The organism is Lacinutrix sp. WUR7 (genome assembly GCF_016864015.1).
Lineage (GTDB): Bacteria > Bacteroidota > Bacteroidia > Flavobacteriales > Flavobacteriaceae > Oceanihabitans.
In genome coordinates, this window is record NZ_CP045067.1 from 1,660,186 (window position 1) to 1,675,128 (window position 14,943).

Sequence of the window (14,943 nt, forward strand, 5' to 3'; positions counted from 1 at the left end):
ACAAACTATGATTTCTGAAATAACTATAAATAAACCAGAACCTTTTTTACCAGAACAACCTTTGCCGCAATTTAACAGATCTATAAATGTTAAACGTACTATTAGAGGTTTGGAAGCTGGTAAACCTATAATGATTACAGAATTTTATAGTAACGGATTACAGTTGCTTAAAGAGTTGCAAATGCATCTTAAAGAGAAATTCCCAGGAGATTCTTTTACAGAGCAACGTGCATATCGTTCGGCGTTTAGAGAGTTGTCTAGTCTTATTTATATTAAAATTGTAGATCATCAATTAAATGTAAAAAAAGCACCTTCTATTGGTTGGTTAGAAAAGTTGTATCCTGAAAATAAGAGTTTTTTATTACCGTTTACTAAAGTGCAAGGACTAAATAGTGCTTGGCAATGGAACCTTAACGGAATTACGCTTCCTGTATTACGAAACAAAATTCATCCGTATTATGGTGTGTATTTCCCAACGCGATTTGATCATTTAATCTTATTCGATAATTGGCTGAAGCGTTATGAAGGACCAAAAAAATCGGCAATCGATGTTGGAATTGGCTCTGGTGTTTTGTCTTTTCAAATGGTGAAACATGGTTTTCAAAAAGTATTTGGTACAGATACGAATCCTAATGCTATTGTCGGACTTACAGAAACCTTAGGCGATACAAAGTTATCTAGAAAAATAGATCTTGATTTTGCACCTCTTTTTGGGAAGTTTGAAAAGCAAACAGAATTGATAGTTTTTAATCCGCCTTGGTTACCAGCATCCCAAGAAATGGATACCAATGACGAAGCTATTTATTATAACGAGAACCTGTTTCCAGAGTTTTTTGCAGAAGCTAAAAAGCGATTATTACCAGAAGGTAAGTTGGTTATTATATTCTCCAATTTAGCCGAAATAACAAATGCTACAGAAACACATCCAATAGAAAAAGAACTTGCGGAAGGCGGGCGTTTTAAATTAGTAAACTGCCTAAAACGAAAAGTAAAAGGAGCTTCCGATAAAACCAAACGCGATCAAAATTGGCGTGGAGAAGAAATGGTGGAGCTTTGGGAGTTGACAGGCGTTTAATACTTTTTTGTACAACTTATAATCCCCTCAAGGGGATATTTGTTTACGTTCGTTACTACATTTAGAAAATTAACGAGAAAGTTTCTCGCTTAAGATTGTCCTCTTGAGGGGACCTTAGGGGTGTTTTTTAGAGTTTTTATTAAGCGGATTTCATAAAGTTTTTTGTACACCCCTATGAGCGACGCTCAGTATCTTCAATGAAAATGTATTTTCATTTCGATAGCCCTCAAGGGGGTATTGGTTTACGGTTGTTACTATATTTAGATAAGTATTGATAAAGTTCATCGCTTTAGCCTGTCCCCTTGAGGGGATCTTAGGGGTGTTTTTTAAACCCCTTCTTTTTGTTCATTCATAAAAGCATAAAAGGTTTTTTCATGGATGCTTTTTGCAAAATACATTTTCAGGGCACCTTTGTTTTTTACATCTATTTCACCTCTATACTCACATGCAAAAGCATCTTTAATTAATTGGTAGGTGTTTTCTGCAATATTAATTTTTCCTGCTATAGAATTAGATTCCATTCTGGAAGCTACATTAACAGTGTCTCCCCAAATATCATAAGCGAACTTTTTTGTACCTACAACTCCGGCTACAACTGGGCCTGTATTTATACCAATACGAATATCAAAATGTGCTATTTCCGGATTGTTTAAGTTTTTAGAATCTTCTACAAATTGTGTAATTTCAAATGCTGCCAGTGTCATTTTAATTGCATGATCTTTCGTTGGAAATGGTAATCCTCCTGCACACATATAAGAATCTCCTGCCGTTTTTATTTTTTCGAGTTTGTATTTTTCGATGATAGTATCAAACTTCGAAAAATAATAATCCACACTTTTTACCAATTTCTCTGGAGTTAGCTTTTCGGAATAACTGGTAAAACTTTTAAAATCGGTAAATAAAACGGTTACAGAATCAAATCGTTTTGCTTCCACTTTGCCATTTTGTTTCAGCTCTTGTGCTGTTTCTTCAGGTAAAATATTTAGTAACAGATTATCTGATCTGCTCTTTTCTTCTTCAATTATTAATTTTGTTTTACTGATGTATTTGTTACGTCTATATAATCCGAAGGCAAGCATTACAATTAAAAACAAAGCGATAATGGTTGCTATCACTACATTCTGTTTGTTTTTATTTTGTTGGTTTAATAATGCAACTTGAATGTTTTGCGTTTTTTGCTGTTGCGTTAATAAGTCGACTTCGGTTTGTTTTTTGGAAACTTCAAATTCGGTACGCAGATCTGCCATTTTCTGGACTTTTTCAATATTAGCAATACTGTCTTTAAAGGTGGAATGATTCTTAAAATGACTTAACGATTTTTTATAACTACCATTTTGTTCGTATAAGTCTGAAAGTTGTAAATTAGCATCACTTATTTGTTCTTTTAAACCATATTTTGTGGCCAAATCTAAGCTTCTTTTGGAATATGCAATTGCTGCTTTTCTATTGTTTTTAGATGCATATATATCTGACATATACCTAAGGTAAACCGAAATAGGATAATACAATTCTAGATTTTCCATGATGCGGATGGCTTCATTTATGTTGGCTTCCGCTAAGTCATCTTTTCCCTTTTCTGCATAGACCATTCCCATGTTTCCTAAAACAAAAGCATTCCCTTCTAAAGAGTTAATTTTTCGGAATATTAAACCAGATTCCATAAAACATTCCATGGCTAAGTCATATTCCTTTTTATTAAAATACTCGTCCCCTAAATTGGATAAACCATTCGCATAATTTTCAAGATCATTTTCTTTTTTTAATATATCCATTCCTATTTTATAATATTTCACTGCATTTTTATGATTACTCGTAATGGAGTAAACATCTGCAATAGAAATATTAACCAATCCTAAATCCCGTTGGTTTTTAATTTTGGAAGCTATATTTGCTGCCTCAAAATAGCTTTCTAATGCTTGTGTGAAATCGCTTTTTAATCGAAGGGAAACACCTTTGTGCATATAACCTTGAAAGAGGAGTTTACTAGAATCTAGTAATTTGGCATTTTTAATTAATTCTAAACTATAGTGTAGTTTTTTCTGTGGATCTGGATGGTTTTGTGCCAATTCGTTTAATAGCGTCAGTTTTTCACTTTTAGAATAGTTATTATTGGTATACCTATGTTCTAAAAGGAGGGATTCTGATTTTTCCTGACTAAAGCAAATAGTAGATATGCAAAATAAGCCCATAAGAAAACAGGTCTTTATTGTTGTTACGAAAGGAAATGCGGAATGGAATTTCATTTTAGGATAAAATAATTTGAAATATTATTAAAGCTTCACCGTGATTTTTGGATCAATACTAAAGTTTCCGCGTTTTCTACCACCTAAATACACGGTAATTTTAATGGTGTATTTTTGAATGCGTCCTTTGGTGTTGGGGTTAACTTTACCAATAACAACTTCGGGAGTTTGGCCGTTTCCCCTTAAGACATTTCTTCCAAAAACATTATAACCACCATGGTGATTTATGGAGGTCACGTTAACAATATCTATTTGTGGATTGGTGGTAGAAACACCATTCCATACGATTAAATCTTCCGGGTTTACTTCAATGTTAAAATCTTCAATATTACCAACAGATTTTGTTATTTCTCCGTTTGGCTTTTCCCATGTAAAATAACAAACCTCCAATTTATTGCGGCTTGTGATTTTGTCGGTTTCTACATGAATGGTAACGTAATAAGTGTCTTGTGCAAAGGTTGTTGCAATATTAAAAAATAGCGCAACAAGAAGTACTTGAAATAATCGTTTAGACGTTTTCATTAGTGAATAAGTTAGAATTGATTAATTATAACGACATTCAAACTAACTGAATAATTTGAAAACCGTATAGCGTTCACACGTATAAGTAGTATATGTTTTGGTGTGATTTGAAGCGATTGCTAAAGGCTAATAAATATAGTGAATAATTATTTGTAAATGAATCTTGTAGGGTTTATCGTCTTAAAACGGAATACGTTAGTGCTGTTGTAGTTGTTAAGTCGTAGACTCCAAAAGCGCTAAGTTTTTATTTTTTCTGAAGGTTTTATAGCGTTTGCAATAGGAGGTATGATACCTGTGGTTTTTTATAAATTTAATTTGAATATCAATCCAATCGTCTTCACTTAAATCCGGATTAAAATGCAATAACTCTTGATACAAAGAAGTGCTGGTTTTTAGGTATTTGGAAGTCGCTAAATATTCTAAATCGGCATCGGCTAAAATTTGTTCCAGTAGGTTTTTCGGACTTTGCGGAATCTTTGTCGCCATAATCATTCCGCAAATAGTATGAATATCTTCCTTAGAATAGCCATAGTTTTTCAACTGCTTTTTAGCAATTTCGCAACTTGCTTTTTCGTGTTCTAGATGCGATTTTGTAAAACCAATATCATGATACAAAGCAGCTATTTTTAGTAAGGCGATATCTTGGCTGTTTACCTTTTCTTTATTCGCAATATGTATTGCCTTTTCATATACATACAAAGTATGTTTGATATTATGGTAGGTAAAATGTTTCGGTAGGTTTTCGTTTAAAAAACGTACAACATCTTTCTGTATTTCATTAATACTCGGTTTCATCAGTGACCAGATTTTCTGCTAATCACACCACCATCTACTTCTTTTATGTTTTGAATAAACATAAATGCTTTTGGATCTGCTTTCGCAATTGCTTTTCTCATTTTATGTACTTCTAATCGTGTAACAACGGTTACAATAACTTCACAATCATGTTTTATATCATAGCTTCCAGGCAAGTTGCCACGTTCGCCTTTATAGATGGTTATGGGTTTGTTGAATTGATTCACAATCAGTTCTTTAATCACTTGGTCGTTAGGCGAGATAATAGTTAACGAAATTAATTTTTCAAAGCCATCCACTACATAATCCGAAATCTTTAAAGCCGTAAAAAAAGTAATAATCGAATACATTGCTTTTTCCAAACCTAAGAAGAAGGCAATAATTAAGAAAATGGTGGTGTTTATGGCCATAATAATTTCGGTGGTAGATATACCAAATCGGGTATTGGTGTAAGCGGCAATGATTTCTAATCCATCAATAACACCGCCACCTCTAATGATTAAACCAATGCCGAGTCCAACAAAAACACCGCCGAAAACAGCGACTAAAAAATGATCTTGGGTTACGGTAGGAACGGGTAATAGGCTTAAAAATAAACCAAGAAATATTAGCGATAGAAAGGTGTGTGCGGCAAAATTCTTTCCAAATTTTTTATAGCCAATATATACAAAAGGTAAGTTGAGAAGTATTAACGGAATAGAAACATCGATATGATAAAACTCATGAATAAGAATGGAAATACCCAAAAGGCCACCATCTAAAAAAAGATTGGGAATCATAAATCCTTTAATAGCTATAACCGTGCAGGAGACGCCAATTATTTTTAATAGTATGGATTTAAAGGAAAAAACAGAACTTAGGTCTAAGGTGTTTAAATTGCTTTTGCTCATTGGTGGAAGGTGGATTAATAGCGTTGTAATCTTTACCTATCTAATTTAAGCAATTATTTTTATATCTGTTTGATTATGAGTGTTTAAGTTGGGTGTTGTGATTAGTTATTATGCCATTGATAATTTGGCAGAAATAACGAATGCTACAGAAAGACATGCAATATAAAAGAACTAATAGAAGGTTAACGTTTTAAATTAGAAAACTGCCTAAAACGAAAAGTGAAAGGTGCCTTAGAAAAAACCAAACGCGACCAGAATTGGCGTGCAGAGGAAGAAGTAGCCCTTTGGGAGTTGGTAGGTGCTTAGACCTACACATAGCTTTCTTGTTTGAGATATTATAGTACGAATTAAAAAGGAAATCCTAATTTTTTGGAAAACCATTTTCTAAGCATTCCATTTTTAATTATATTACTACTATGAAAAAACGACTACAAATAATTAACGGTATTGCATTTGTTTGTGTTATTGTAATGAATTATTTATCCAACACCGGATTATTAAACAATACCACCATAGGAGAAGTTTCTAAGCAATACAATACCTTATTTACACCGGCAGGTTATGCCTTTTCCATTTGGGGACTTATCTATGTACTCGCATTAGGTTTTGTTATTTACCAAGGACGAAGTCTTTTTGTACACGTAAGAGACGATGCTTTTGTATTAAAAACAGGTTGGTGGTTTTTACTGTCTTGCGTGGCTAATTGTTTGTGGATTATAACGTGGATTTATAGCTACACATTACTATCTTCTATATTTATTTTTATACTGCTATTCTCCTTAATAAAAATTGTACTTAAAAATAATATGGAATTGGTAGACGAGCCCATTTCTGTTATTCTTTTTTTATGGTGGCCTTTTGTGATTTATAGTGGTTGGATTACCGTGGCTAGTATAGCAAATGTCTCCGCAGTTTTAGTGAAATACAACTGGGATGGCTTTGGACTCTCGCCAACCGTTTGGACCGTTTTACTTATTGGTATCGCCATGGTAATAAACCTAATGATTACCTGGACACGCAACATGCGCGAGTTTGCACTTGTTGGTGCTTGGGCTTTAATTGCTATTTATGTTGCCAACAACGATGGGAATACTACCGTAGCGTATGCTGCTGTAATTGCTGCTGCTATTTTAATGCTTAGCAGTTTTGCGCATGCTTTTATAAATCGGGAAACAAATCCTGCTGTTAAGTGTTTGGAGTATTTTAGGGGGAGGTAGTAAGTAGTTTTTTAAATTATAAAATACATTTGAAATAGCCTAAAATAAAACGAGATCAAAATTGGCGTGCTGAAGAAGTTGAAGAGCTTCTGGAGTTGGATGGTGTTTAGTAGTTTTTGTGTTGTAAACTAAATATGTTTTTAATTACAATGCATCGTTTAAATAAATTGAGATTTACCCTTTAACTTAATAAAATTATACCTTTATTGTTAAGTTAGTATTTAATCTCAACTTTTGTTTATAAATTAGCTAATAAATTTTTTACTAGAATCCATAAAGAATATTTAAAATAAGTAATTTTTGATTGTTGCATTTAAAGATAGGAATTTAAGGGATTTATGTGAAGATGAGGGTAAATGTATTCTTATATATGGTGAAGAAGCAACTATTCAATTACAGAATAGACTTTTAGATTTATTTGCAGCTGAAAGTATTTTAGATGTTTTAGTAGGGAATTTAAAAGAAATAAGATTGAATGATCTTATTTGCTTTCAATTAGAGCTTAATGAGAATTATGTATTGGAATTAGTCCCTAATCATACCGATTTAGAAGATTTTAATTTAGAAAATGGTATAGATTGGTCAGCAATTACAAGGATAAAAATTACTTCAATTAATAAAAAGATATAATGATAAATTTTCAGCCAAATTGGACTTCATCACCAGGAAATACAATAAATGATATTTTAAAAAATAGAAGTATTGAAGTGCCCGTTTTTGCTAAAAAAATTGATGAATCTACTGATTTAGTGATCAAGCTTATTGAAGGTTCTATCAAAATAAATAATGAGTTGGCATCTAAGTTGTCAAATGAATTAGGTACTTCTCGTTCATTCTGGATTAATCGAGAAGAGCATTATAGAAGTTTATTGAAAGTTAATCAACCAAAAGTTATGTCTAATTGGATCAGTTCGCTACCTATTAAGGATATGATTAAGTTTGGCTGGATTAAAGATTCTAATAATTTAGAAAAAGAATGTTTGAATTATTTTGGTGTCAGCGATGTTTATGCGTGGTATACTAAGTATACTAATACAAATACATTATCTTTTAGAAAAACAGAGACTTATAAATCTGATTTAGCATCTATTTTTAGTTGGATAAGACGTGGAGAATTACTTTCTAATAAGTATCCTTTAAATGAATGGAATAAACAAAAGTTTTTAGATTCTTTAGATGAGATTAAGACTTTAACCAGAGAGAAAAATCCAAAAAAATTCTTACCTAAATTAATTTCTATTTGTTCTGATTGCGGAGTTGTACTTGCAATAGTTCCTACTCCTAAAAATTGCCCAGTTAGTGGAGTAGTTAAGTTTATAGGTAATAGAGCTTTGATACAAATGAGTTTTAGGTACTTATCAGATGATCAGTTCTGGTTTACTTTCTTTCATGAGGCAGGACATTTAATTTTACATAATCCAGAAAATCCTATTTTAGAAATTGATAAGAAAGTAATTGATGAAAAGGAAAAAGAAGCAAATGATTTTGCTCAAGAAGTTCTAATTCCTTACTATTTGAAAGAAGAGATGATGAAAATCAGAGGTAATAAAAAGAAAATAGTTGGTTTTTCAATTAAAGCTGGTGTATCTCCAGGTATAGTAATAGGTCAGTTACAACACTTAAAGATTATTAGGTTTGAATATTTAAATGGTTACAAAAGAAGATATGATTGGTCGGATATAAATGAAACATTAGAAAGCTTGAAGCTGTCTTAATTAAATTTTTATTTCCTTAATTTTTTACCAAAGAGTGTATCAAATTCTTGAACTCCAGTTTCACAGAAATTAATCAACCAATCAAAATATTCTGAATAACTATTAATTTTTACATCTTTTGGGAATTTTTTTGACTGCATTTTTATGACATCATCTAAGTATTCAAGTTCAAGTTCTCCAGTCATAACATTTTTGTAATTGATGATTATTGAAGCAATAGAAATTGTATCATACTTAGCACTAAGTTGTTGATGGGTTTTCTGTTCTTCATAAGTTAGTTTTTTAACTTCTGAGTGCCAAGTTCCTTTGAACCAATCTGAGTACTTTCTCAAAGGGTATCCTATTTTCTGTAATTTAGATGTAATATGATTTAAATATCTCAGTTTAAAATGTTCTTGAAATTCATCGAATTCCATCAAATATACATTGGTGTTTTTTACAGCTTCAAAGGAGCCAGATTGAAATCCAACTTTTGAAACTATATATCCAGAGTTTGCTCCAAAATCAGAAACAACACTCCTAAAAGAATGTACAACACTTTTTGGAACTTTAGTTTTCCAGTTTTTACATTCAATTAAGATAGTTTGATTCGAATAGTTTTCTTTATCTATGGCAAATACATCAATATTTACAACACCTCTAACGGTATTTATGTTTTTCTCAACTTCAGTTTCAAAACCAATATCTTCTATAATTTTGGCACATTTAATTTGAAGTTCTTGCCACGTTTTTGGTTGTATGTTAAAAATCTTCATAATTATCCTCTAAAGTGAATATAATTACTTGGGCTTTTTTGCCAATTGCATATTGAGTCTTCAATTATTTGCATTCCAAAATTTAAACCTAAATGAGCTTCTAAGGCGTTAAGTTTAAAATTTAGACTTCTTTTTGAAGTGTCGTTAAAAAGTTTTTTAGCTCCTTCATATGGTCCTGTGGATTCATTTAAATAAGTAGAGTCAGGTTCTATATTAACAATTCCAAGCTTCCCAATCATTGTCAAATAATCAAATTTCCCAAGTCTACCAAAATATTTCACTGAGCTCATAGAATTATAAAGTTTGTTGAATAAAATTTTAGGATCAGAACCTACAGTATCAATTAAATCTTGAATAAACTTTTCATGACTTTTACCTGGTCCTATCCAATTAACATAACTTTCAAATGTAGCTCCTGTACCTTTATCTTTTATACTTACATATTTTCTGTGATTACTGAATGTTCCTTTTTGTTTTAAATTTTGATGATTTCTTCTTAGCCATGATCTAAATAATGTAGGGTCATTAGATATGGTTTGCCAATCCCAAACTATTGAAGTGCCTAATCCATTATAGGTAAACCTTACTAAATTCCATCCATGCTCTCTGTGTTTACCATAATGTATAGCTAAAAAGACTAACCAAAACGCTTCGTCGATGTCCCCATTTTGAAAATGGTAACATGCAGCTTTTAATGGGTTAAAAGTGGTTTTACTTGGATCACAAACGATACTGCTATAACTCTTTGATTTAAAAATTTGAGCAATTTTAATTCTTCTATCACTATCAATTATTTGATGAATTAAACATTCTTTATCCGAAGAATCACTTATTCCAGGCATGCTATGAATTTTTATAAATTCAGTCAGTTTTTTGTCTAAATCGTTGTATAATGCTTTGTCTTTTATTCTCATACTTTAATTTTATTTGAAAGCCAATTTCTAATAGATTTTTGGACAATACTTGTTACACCAAAACTACTTTGAATATTATGGTTAAAACCAAAGACTTTAATAGCTTGTTTTAATTTAATTCCACCTATTTTATTTACATCACCTTCAAATGAATATCCATTTACGTTTTTACCGTTTTTTCTATTTAAGACCCAATCTGTTTGAAGTTCTTTTCTGAATGTAACATCGCTAATTTGTTCGAAGGTTTTAATAACAGTACTTCCATTTAATATTAAATAATTAATACTTGAGTTTTTTAAAAGGTGACCTAATAATAAAGATGATTTATCTAGTAAAAAATGTTTTTGATTAGGTCTTAGGTCTGACCATTTTTTTGATGTAGCATAAGGTATTAAGTCTAAATGGCATGCTTCAGTTGACGGAAAGTAATATGAATATGATGAACCAGAAATTAAATAATCTAACTTTTTAAACCATTGGTCGTAAGGATTTCTACTAAAGTACTCATCACAAAGAGTCTTTATATAATTTGTTTTGGCACTATCAATTTCGGTCCAACTATTTATTTTTAAAGACTTTAGAGTATGAAACCGTCTATTGTTTCCGTTTAATTCAACACCATTTAAATCTTCAAATTCTCTATTGCTAGGATTAATACCAAGAGTAGCAATTTTCGAATTAGAAATATTACCAAAAGAGTATATTGGTGTACTCCAAGGTATAACATCTGCATATTTTATATCTGCATCTGTTAAAGTATTATTTATTACTTCAAGAATTTTTTGCTTCATCTAATGTCTTTTGATTTTTTGATTTGTTTTAACTCTTTGGTCAATAAAACTATGGTAAAGTGTATTGTTGATTTCTTTTTTCACTTCTTCAATTTTAATATATTTTTTTTTCTTTAATAGCGTGTGAATTTTTAATAAAGATGTTAAATCTTGCCAGTAAGGATCAAGCTCATTAGTATTTGTCTGGTCGAATTTTTCTTTTCGTATTAATCTCTCCGCAGAAATAATTTTTTGTAAAGAATCCCATGGATTTGCTATTGGCATTTTCGGCATTTGGTAGTTTGTTGATTGTGTCCCTTCGCTTAAATATTTTTCAGCATTTAGTTTGTTTTTTTTATATAAATGTAAACTACCAATAGCATGATGATAAGAACCTATTTCAATACCGAGTGAAACCGCTATTATTTCTTGTAACATAGTAAAACAAAAAATATCATGAGGCAGTCCAAGAAAAGCGTCATTAGATCTCATAGATGTCATCATAATTAGTTTTCCATTCCTAACAGTAAACTGTAATGTTGTTGTACATGGAATATCTTTGTGTTGCTCAATCAAATCTTTTGCATCAAATAGTTGAATTACAGCTCTTCTAGAATTTGGTTTTTTTCTTAAAATTTCAATAACATTATTAACTTGGTTTATATGACCATCCTTTTTAAATAATCTTGGTCCATAGCCTCCATAAATTGTTTCATTATCATCAGAAGATTTTACATATTGAGGTATGTAATACTTGATATATTTTAATGCATTCGTTTTGCTTAAATACCAGAAGAGTTCGCCTAGGGAACTAAAAGCTTTACCTTTTGTTTCAGTAATACTTAACCTTGCTCTTGGGTTTTTTAATTCTATCAAACAACCGAATATTTCAGAACTAGCTCCTTTTGTCGGGATTACATCAAATGGTAGTTTTAGTAGTTCGGTAAAAACTCTATTTAGAATATCATCTAAAGTTTTTTCTATTATATGCATTGATGGATTTTTATCAAATTAGTGATTTTGTAAACAAGTAAATGAAAAGCCTATTTATTTTAAATAATAAAAGTAAATTAATGCTTTTGTTTTATTTTACGGGTATCCTCAATTACGCTATAATATTTTAACAAACAGGTTTCCTAATGCGCCTCCAACCAATTAACGCCAACATCCATTTCCACATCAAGCGGCACATCCATAACAAAAGCACTCTCCATTTCTGTTTTAATCAACGTTTTCATTTCTTCTAGTTCCGGTTTATAGACATCAAAAACCAATTCATCATGTACCTGTAGCAGCATTTTGGTTTTATAATTACCAGCTTCCAGTTTGTTGTAAATATTAATCATGGCGATTTTAATAATATCTGCAGCGGAACCTTGAATAGGCGCATTTACCGCATTACGTTCTGCAGCACCACGCACAATGGCATTGGCACTATTAATATCTTTTAAATAACGACGTCTGTCTAAAACCGTTTTTACATAGCCATGATCCCGAGCAAAATCTACCTGTTCGCTCATGTATTGTTTCAGTTTTGGGTAGGTTTCGTAATAGGTATCAATAAGCTCTTTGGCTTCCCCACGCGATAAATCGGTTTGGTTACTCAGTCCAAAAGCAGAAACACCATACACAATTCCAAAGTTTACCGTTTTGGCATTACTACGTTGCGCTCTGGTTACTTCGGCTAGCGGAACACCAAATACTTTTGCAGCAGTAGAAGCGTGAATATCTTCGCCGTTTTTAAAGGCTTCAATCATGGTTTCTTCTTTACTTAAAGCAGCAATGATTCGCAGTTCTATCTGACTGTAATCGGCAGCAAGTAAAATATACTCGTCATTTCGCGGAATAAACGCTTTTCGCACTTGTCGTCCACGTTCGGTACGGATAGGGATATTCTGTAAATTCGGGTTGTTACTACTCAGTCTTCCCGTAGCAGCAACGGTTTGCATATAATCGGTGTGTACACGTCCGGTTGCTTCTTCCACTTGCAATGGTAAGGCATCCACATAGGTGCTTTTTAGTTTTGCCAATCCGCGATATTCTAAAATATCTCTAATGATCTCGTGCTCTTTTGCTAAAGCAGATAAAATATCTTCCCCAGTTTTATATTGCCCGGTTTTTGTCTTTTTCGGTTTGTCTACTAATTTGAGTTTTTCAAATAAGATAATTCCTAATTGCTTTGGTGATGCGATATTGAACTCTTCACCTGCAACTTCATAAATTTTAGCGACCAAAGTTTCAATGTCTTTGTTTAAGTCTTCGGCTAAGCCATTTAAAAACGGAACATCTAATTTTATTCCTTCTAATTCCATGGCAGCTAGCACGCGTAACAACGGCACTTCAATATCTTCAAATAATTTTTTGGTGTTTGCTTCGCCTAATTCTTTTTCAAAATGTTCTTTTAATTGCAAGGTGATATCTGCATCTTCAACTGCATATTCGGTTTGTTTTTCTAACGGAACATCACGCATCGATAATTGGTTTTTACCTTTTTTACCAATCAATTCTACAATAGAAACTGGCGTGTAGTTTAAGTAGGTTTCTGCCAATATATCCATGTTGTGTCGCATGTCTGGATTGATCAAATAATGCGCAATCATGGTGTCAAACAACGGACCTTTAACTTGCAGGTTATATTTTGCTAATACTTTAATGTCGTATTTTAAATTCTGACCAATCTTCTGAATGTTTTCTGCTTCAAAAAAGCATCGTAATGCTTCGATGATAGTCTGTGCTTCTTCTTGATCTTCTGGAAACGGTAAATAGAATCCTTTGCCAATTTCCCAAGAAAATGAAATCCCAACCAATTCTGCGGTCAACGGATTTAAGCCTGTGGTTTCGGTATCAAAACACACACTAGTTTGGTTCGTTAAGTTTTTAATGAATAACTTGGTTGCCATTCCTGGCGCTACACTTTGGTAGAAATGCGAATAGGTGGCTATGGTTTTTCTGGCGAATGGGTCTTGTGTTGTCGCTTCCGCGGAATTGGTTTCGCCTCCAAACAAATTAAATTGCCCTGCTCCAGCACTTTCCGCTTCCTTTGGTGTTACTTTTATTTCTGCTTTAACGGAAGGTTTTTCGGTAGCAGTAGCTTGTGCTTCCACGGAAAATGTTTTGGTGAAATTATCTATTAATCGTCTAAATTCTAATTCCTGAAAAATTTCTACTACTTTAGGAACATCTGGTTGGTCTAGTTCAAAATCTTTAGCATCAAAAGTCACCGGAACATCTAGCATAATCGTTGCTAGTTTTTTAGAAAGTAAACCAAGTTCTTGATTGGCTTCTATTTTTTCTTTCATTTTACCTTTCAGCTCGTGGGTGTTTGCAAAAAGATTTTCCATACTTCCGTAAGCAGCTAAAAACTTCTTGGCTGTTTTTTCTCCAACACCAGGAAGCCCAGGAATATTATCCGAAGCATCGCCCATCATTCCTAAAAAGTCAATCACTTGTAACGGATCGGTAACTTCAAATTTCTTTTGTACTTCTGGGATTCCCCAAGTTTCATAACCACCACCAAACATTGGTCGGTACATAAATATGTTTTCACTTACTAACTGCGCAAAATCCTTATCCGGAGTAACCATAAACGTTTGGTAGCCTTCTTTTTCTGCTTGTTTTGCTAAGGTTCCAATAATATCATCGGCTTCAAAACCTGCTTTTACTACAATTGGAATATGCATGGCTTTTAAAATCTCCATGATATACGGAATGGCAGTTTTTATACCTTCCGGCGTTTCGTCTCTATTCGCTTTATAGGCTTCAAACATTTCTACACGATCTGCAGATCCGCCTTTATCAAAACATACCGCTAAATGATCTGGTCTTTCACGCTTAATAACGTCTAAAAGCGAATTCATAAAACCCATAATAGCTGAGGTATCTTCGCCTTTAGAATTGATTCTCGGATTTTTTATAAAGGCATAGTAGCCACGAAAAATTAATGCGAAAGCATCAACTAGAAATACACGTTTGTTATCTGACATTTGATTTTGAGTATAAGTGTTTGTCTGTTCGAGCGCAGTCGAGAACTCTCTTTTGGGTGGTATT

General features: G+C 32.5%; 13 protein-coding genes. 4 read left to right on the plus strand and 9 right to left on the minus strand.

Translation table 11 applies throughout. The features are described 5' to 3' along the window. Window positions 1-7: 7 nt before the first annotated feature. The gene (locus FG167_RS07320) at window positions 8-1,075 is read left to right on the plus strand and encodes a methyltransferase (protein WP_203460765.1); all 1,068 of its coding nucleotides are present in this window, start codon (window positions 8-10) and stop codon (window positions 1,073-1,075) included. 326 nt (window positions 1,076-1,401) lie between these two features. On the opposite strand, the gene FG167_RS07325 is transcribed toward FG167_RS07320, so the two are convergent. The 4 genes from FG167_RS07325 to FG167_RS07340 form a co-directional block, all read right to left on the minus strand. Continuing rightward, the gene (locus tag FG167_RS07325; RefSeq protein ID WP_203460766.1) at window positions 1,402-3,264 is read right to left on the minus strand and encodes an adenylate/guanylate cyclase domain-containing protein; all 1,863 of its coding nucleotides are present in this window, start codon (window positions 3,262-3,264) and stop codon (window positions 1,402-1,404) included. Between the two features lie 81 nt (window positions 3,265-3,345). Continuing rightward, window positions 3,346-3,840, minus strand: a complete 495-nt coding sequence (locus FG167_RS07330) for a hypothetical protein (RefSeq protein WP_203460767.1) — start codon at window positions 3,838-3,840, stop codon at window positions 3,346-3,348. 213 nt (window positions 3,841-4,053) lie between these two features. Continuing rightward, window positions 4,054-4,635 (minus strand): HD domain-containing protein, encoded by a 582-nt coding sequence (locus FG167_RS07335; RefSeq protein WP_203460768.1) that lies wholly within the window; start codon window positions 4,633-4,635, stop codon window positions 4,054-4,056. Then, window positions 4,635-5,525 carry a YitT family protein gene (locus FG167_RS07340; RefSeq protein WP_203460769.1) on the minus strand — a complete coding sequence of 297 codons (891 nt, stop codon included), beginning with the start codon at window positions 5,523-5,525 and terminating at the stop codon, window positions 4,635-4,637. Before FG167_RS07340 ends, FG167_RS07335 begins: the two co-directional genes overlap by 1 nt. A 416-nt stretch (window positions 5,526-5,941) precedes the next feature. On the opposite strand from FG167_RS07340, the gene FG167_RS07345 reads away from it, so the two are divergent. From FG167_RS07345 to FG167_RS07355, 3 genes are all read left to right on the plus strand, one after another. Continuing rightward, window positions 5,942-6,742, plus strand: coding sequence for a tryptophan-rich sensory protein (locus FG167_RS07345; protein WP_203460770.1), 801 nt, complete (start codon window positions 5,942-5,944; stop codon window positions 6,740-6,742). Between the two features lie 300 nt (window positions 6,743-7,042). Further along, window positions 7,043-7,372, plus strand: coding sequence for a hypothetical protein (locus FG167_RS07350; RefSeq protein WP_203460771.1), 330 nt, complete (start codon window positions 7,043-7,045; stop codon window positions 7,370-7,372). Next, a complete protein-coding gene (locus FG167_RS07355) occupies window positions 7,372-8,457 on the plus strand; it encodes an ImmA/IrrE family metallo-endopeptidase (RefSeq protein ID WP_203460772.1) in 1,086 nt (361 codons plus the stop codon). The genes FG167_RS07350 and FG167_RS07355 overlap by 1 nt, the downstream gene beginning before the upstream one ends. An 8-nt stretch (window positions 8,458-8,465) precedes the next feature. Here FG167_RS07355 and FG167_RS07360 read toward each other — a convergent pair whose 3' ends face one another. From FG167_RS07360 to polA, 5 genes are all read right to left on the minus strand, one after another. Then, window positions 8,466-9,212: a restriction endonuclease gene (locus FG167_RS07360; RefSeq protein WP_203460773.1), complete on the minus strand. Its 747-nt coding sequence runs from the start codon at window positions 9,210-9,212 to the stop codon at window positions 8,466-8,468. A 2-nt stretch (window positions 9,213-9,214) separates the two neighbouring features. Next, window positions 9,215-10,126: a hypothetical protein gene (locus tag FG167_RS07365; protein WP_203460774.1), complete on the minus strand. Its 912-nt coding sequence runs from the start codon at window positions 10,124-10,126 to the stop codon at window positions 9,215-9,217. After that, window positions 10,123-10,917 (minus strand): hypothetical protein, encoded by a 795-nt coding sequence (locus FG167_RS07370; RefSeq protein WP_203460775.1) that lies wholly within the window; start codon window positions 10,915-10,917, stop codon window positions 10,123-10,125. The genes FG167_RS07365 and FG167_RS07370 overlap by 4 nt, the downstream gene beginning before the upstream one ends. Continuing rightward, on the minus strand, window positions 10,918-11,889 hold the full coding sequence (locus FG167_RS07375) for a thymidylate synthase (RefSeq protein WP_203460776.1): 972 nt from the start codon (window positions 11,887-11,889) through the stop codon (window positions 10,918-10,920). Between the two features lie 143 nt (window positions 11,890-12,032). Further along, the gene (gene polA / locus FG167_RS07380) at window positions 12,033-14,879 is read right to left on the minus strand and encodes a DNA polymerase I (protein WP_203460777.1); all 2,847 of its coding nucleotides are present in this window, start codon (window positions 14,877-14,879) and stop codon (window positions 12,033-12,035) included. Window positions 14,880-14,943: the final 64 nt, after the last annotated feature.

What these genes read in the sequence shown, in the direction of transcription:
- FG167_RS07330 (WP_203460767.1), bottom strand. Translation starts at nt 3,840, where the DNA reads ATGAAAACGTCTAAACGATTATTTCAAGTACTTCTTGTTGCGCTATTT.
- FG167_RS07335 (WP_203460768.1), bottom strand. Translation starts at nt 4,635, where the DNA reads ATGAAACCGAGTATTAATGAAATACAGAAAGATGTTGTACGTTTTTTA.
- FG167_RS07370 (WP_203460775.1), bottom strand. Translation starts at nt 10,917, where the DNA reads ATGAAGCAAAAAATTCTTGAAGTAATAAATAATACTTTAACAGATGCA.
- FG167_RS07355 (WP_203460772.1), top strand. Translation starts at nt 7,372, where the DNA reads ATGATAAATTTTCAGCCAAATTGGACTTCATCACCAGGAAATACAATA.
- polA (WP_203460777.1), bottom strand. Translation starts at nt 14,879, where the DNA reads ATGTCAGATAACAAACGTGTATTTCTAGTTGATGCTTTCGCATTAATT.
- FG167_RS07320 (WP_203460765.1), top strand. Translation starts at nt 8, where the DNA reads ATGATTTCTGAAATAACTATAAATAAACCAGAACCTTTTTTACCAGAA.
- FG167_RS07360 (WP_203460773.1), bottom strand. Translation starts at nt 9,212, where the DNA reads ATGAAGATTTTTAACATACAACCAAAAACGTGGCAAGAACTTCAAATT.
- FG167_RS07375 (WP_203460776.1), bottom strand. Translation starts at nt 11,889, where the DNA reads ATGCATATAATAGAAAAAACTTTAGATGATATTCTAAATAGAGTTTTT.
- FG167_RS07325 (WP_203460766.1), bottom strand. Translation starts at nt 3,264, where the DNA reads ATGGGCTTATTTTGCATATCTACTATTTGCTTTAGTCAGGAAAAATCA.
- FG167_RS07365 (WP_203460774.1), bottom strand. Translation starts at nt 10,126, where the DNA reads ATGAGAATAAAAGACAAAGCATTATACAACGATTTAGACAAAAAACTG.
- FG167_RS07340 (WP_203460769.1), bottom strand. Translation starts at nt 5,525, where the DNA reads ATGAGCAAAAGCAATTTAAACACCTTAGACCTAAGTTCTGTTTTTTCC.
- FG167_RS07345 (WP_203460770.1), top strand. Translation starts at nt 5,942, where the DNA reads ATGAAAAAACGACTACAAATAATTAACGGTATTGCATTTGTTTGTGTT.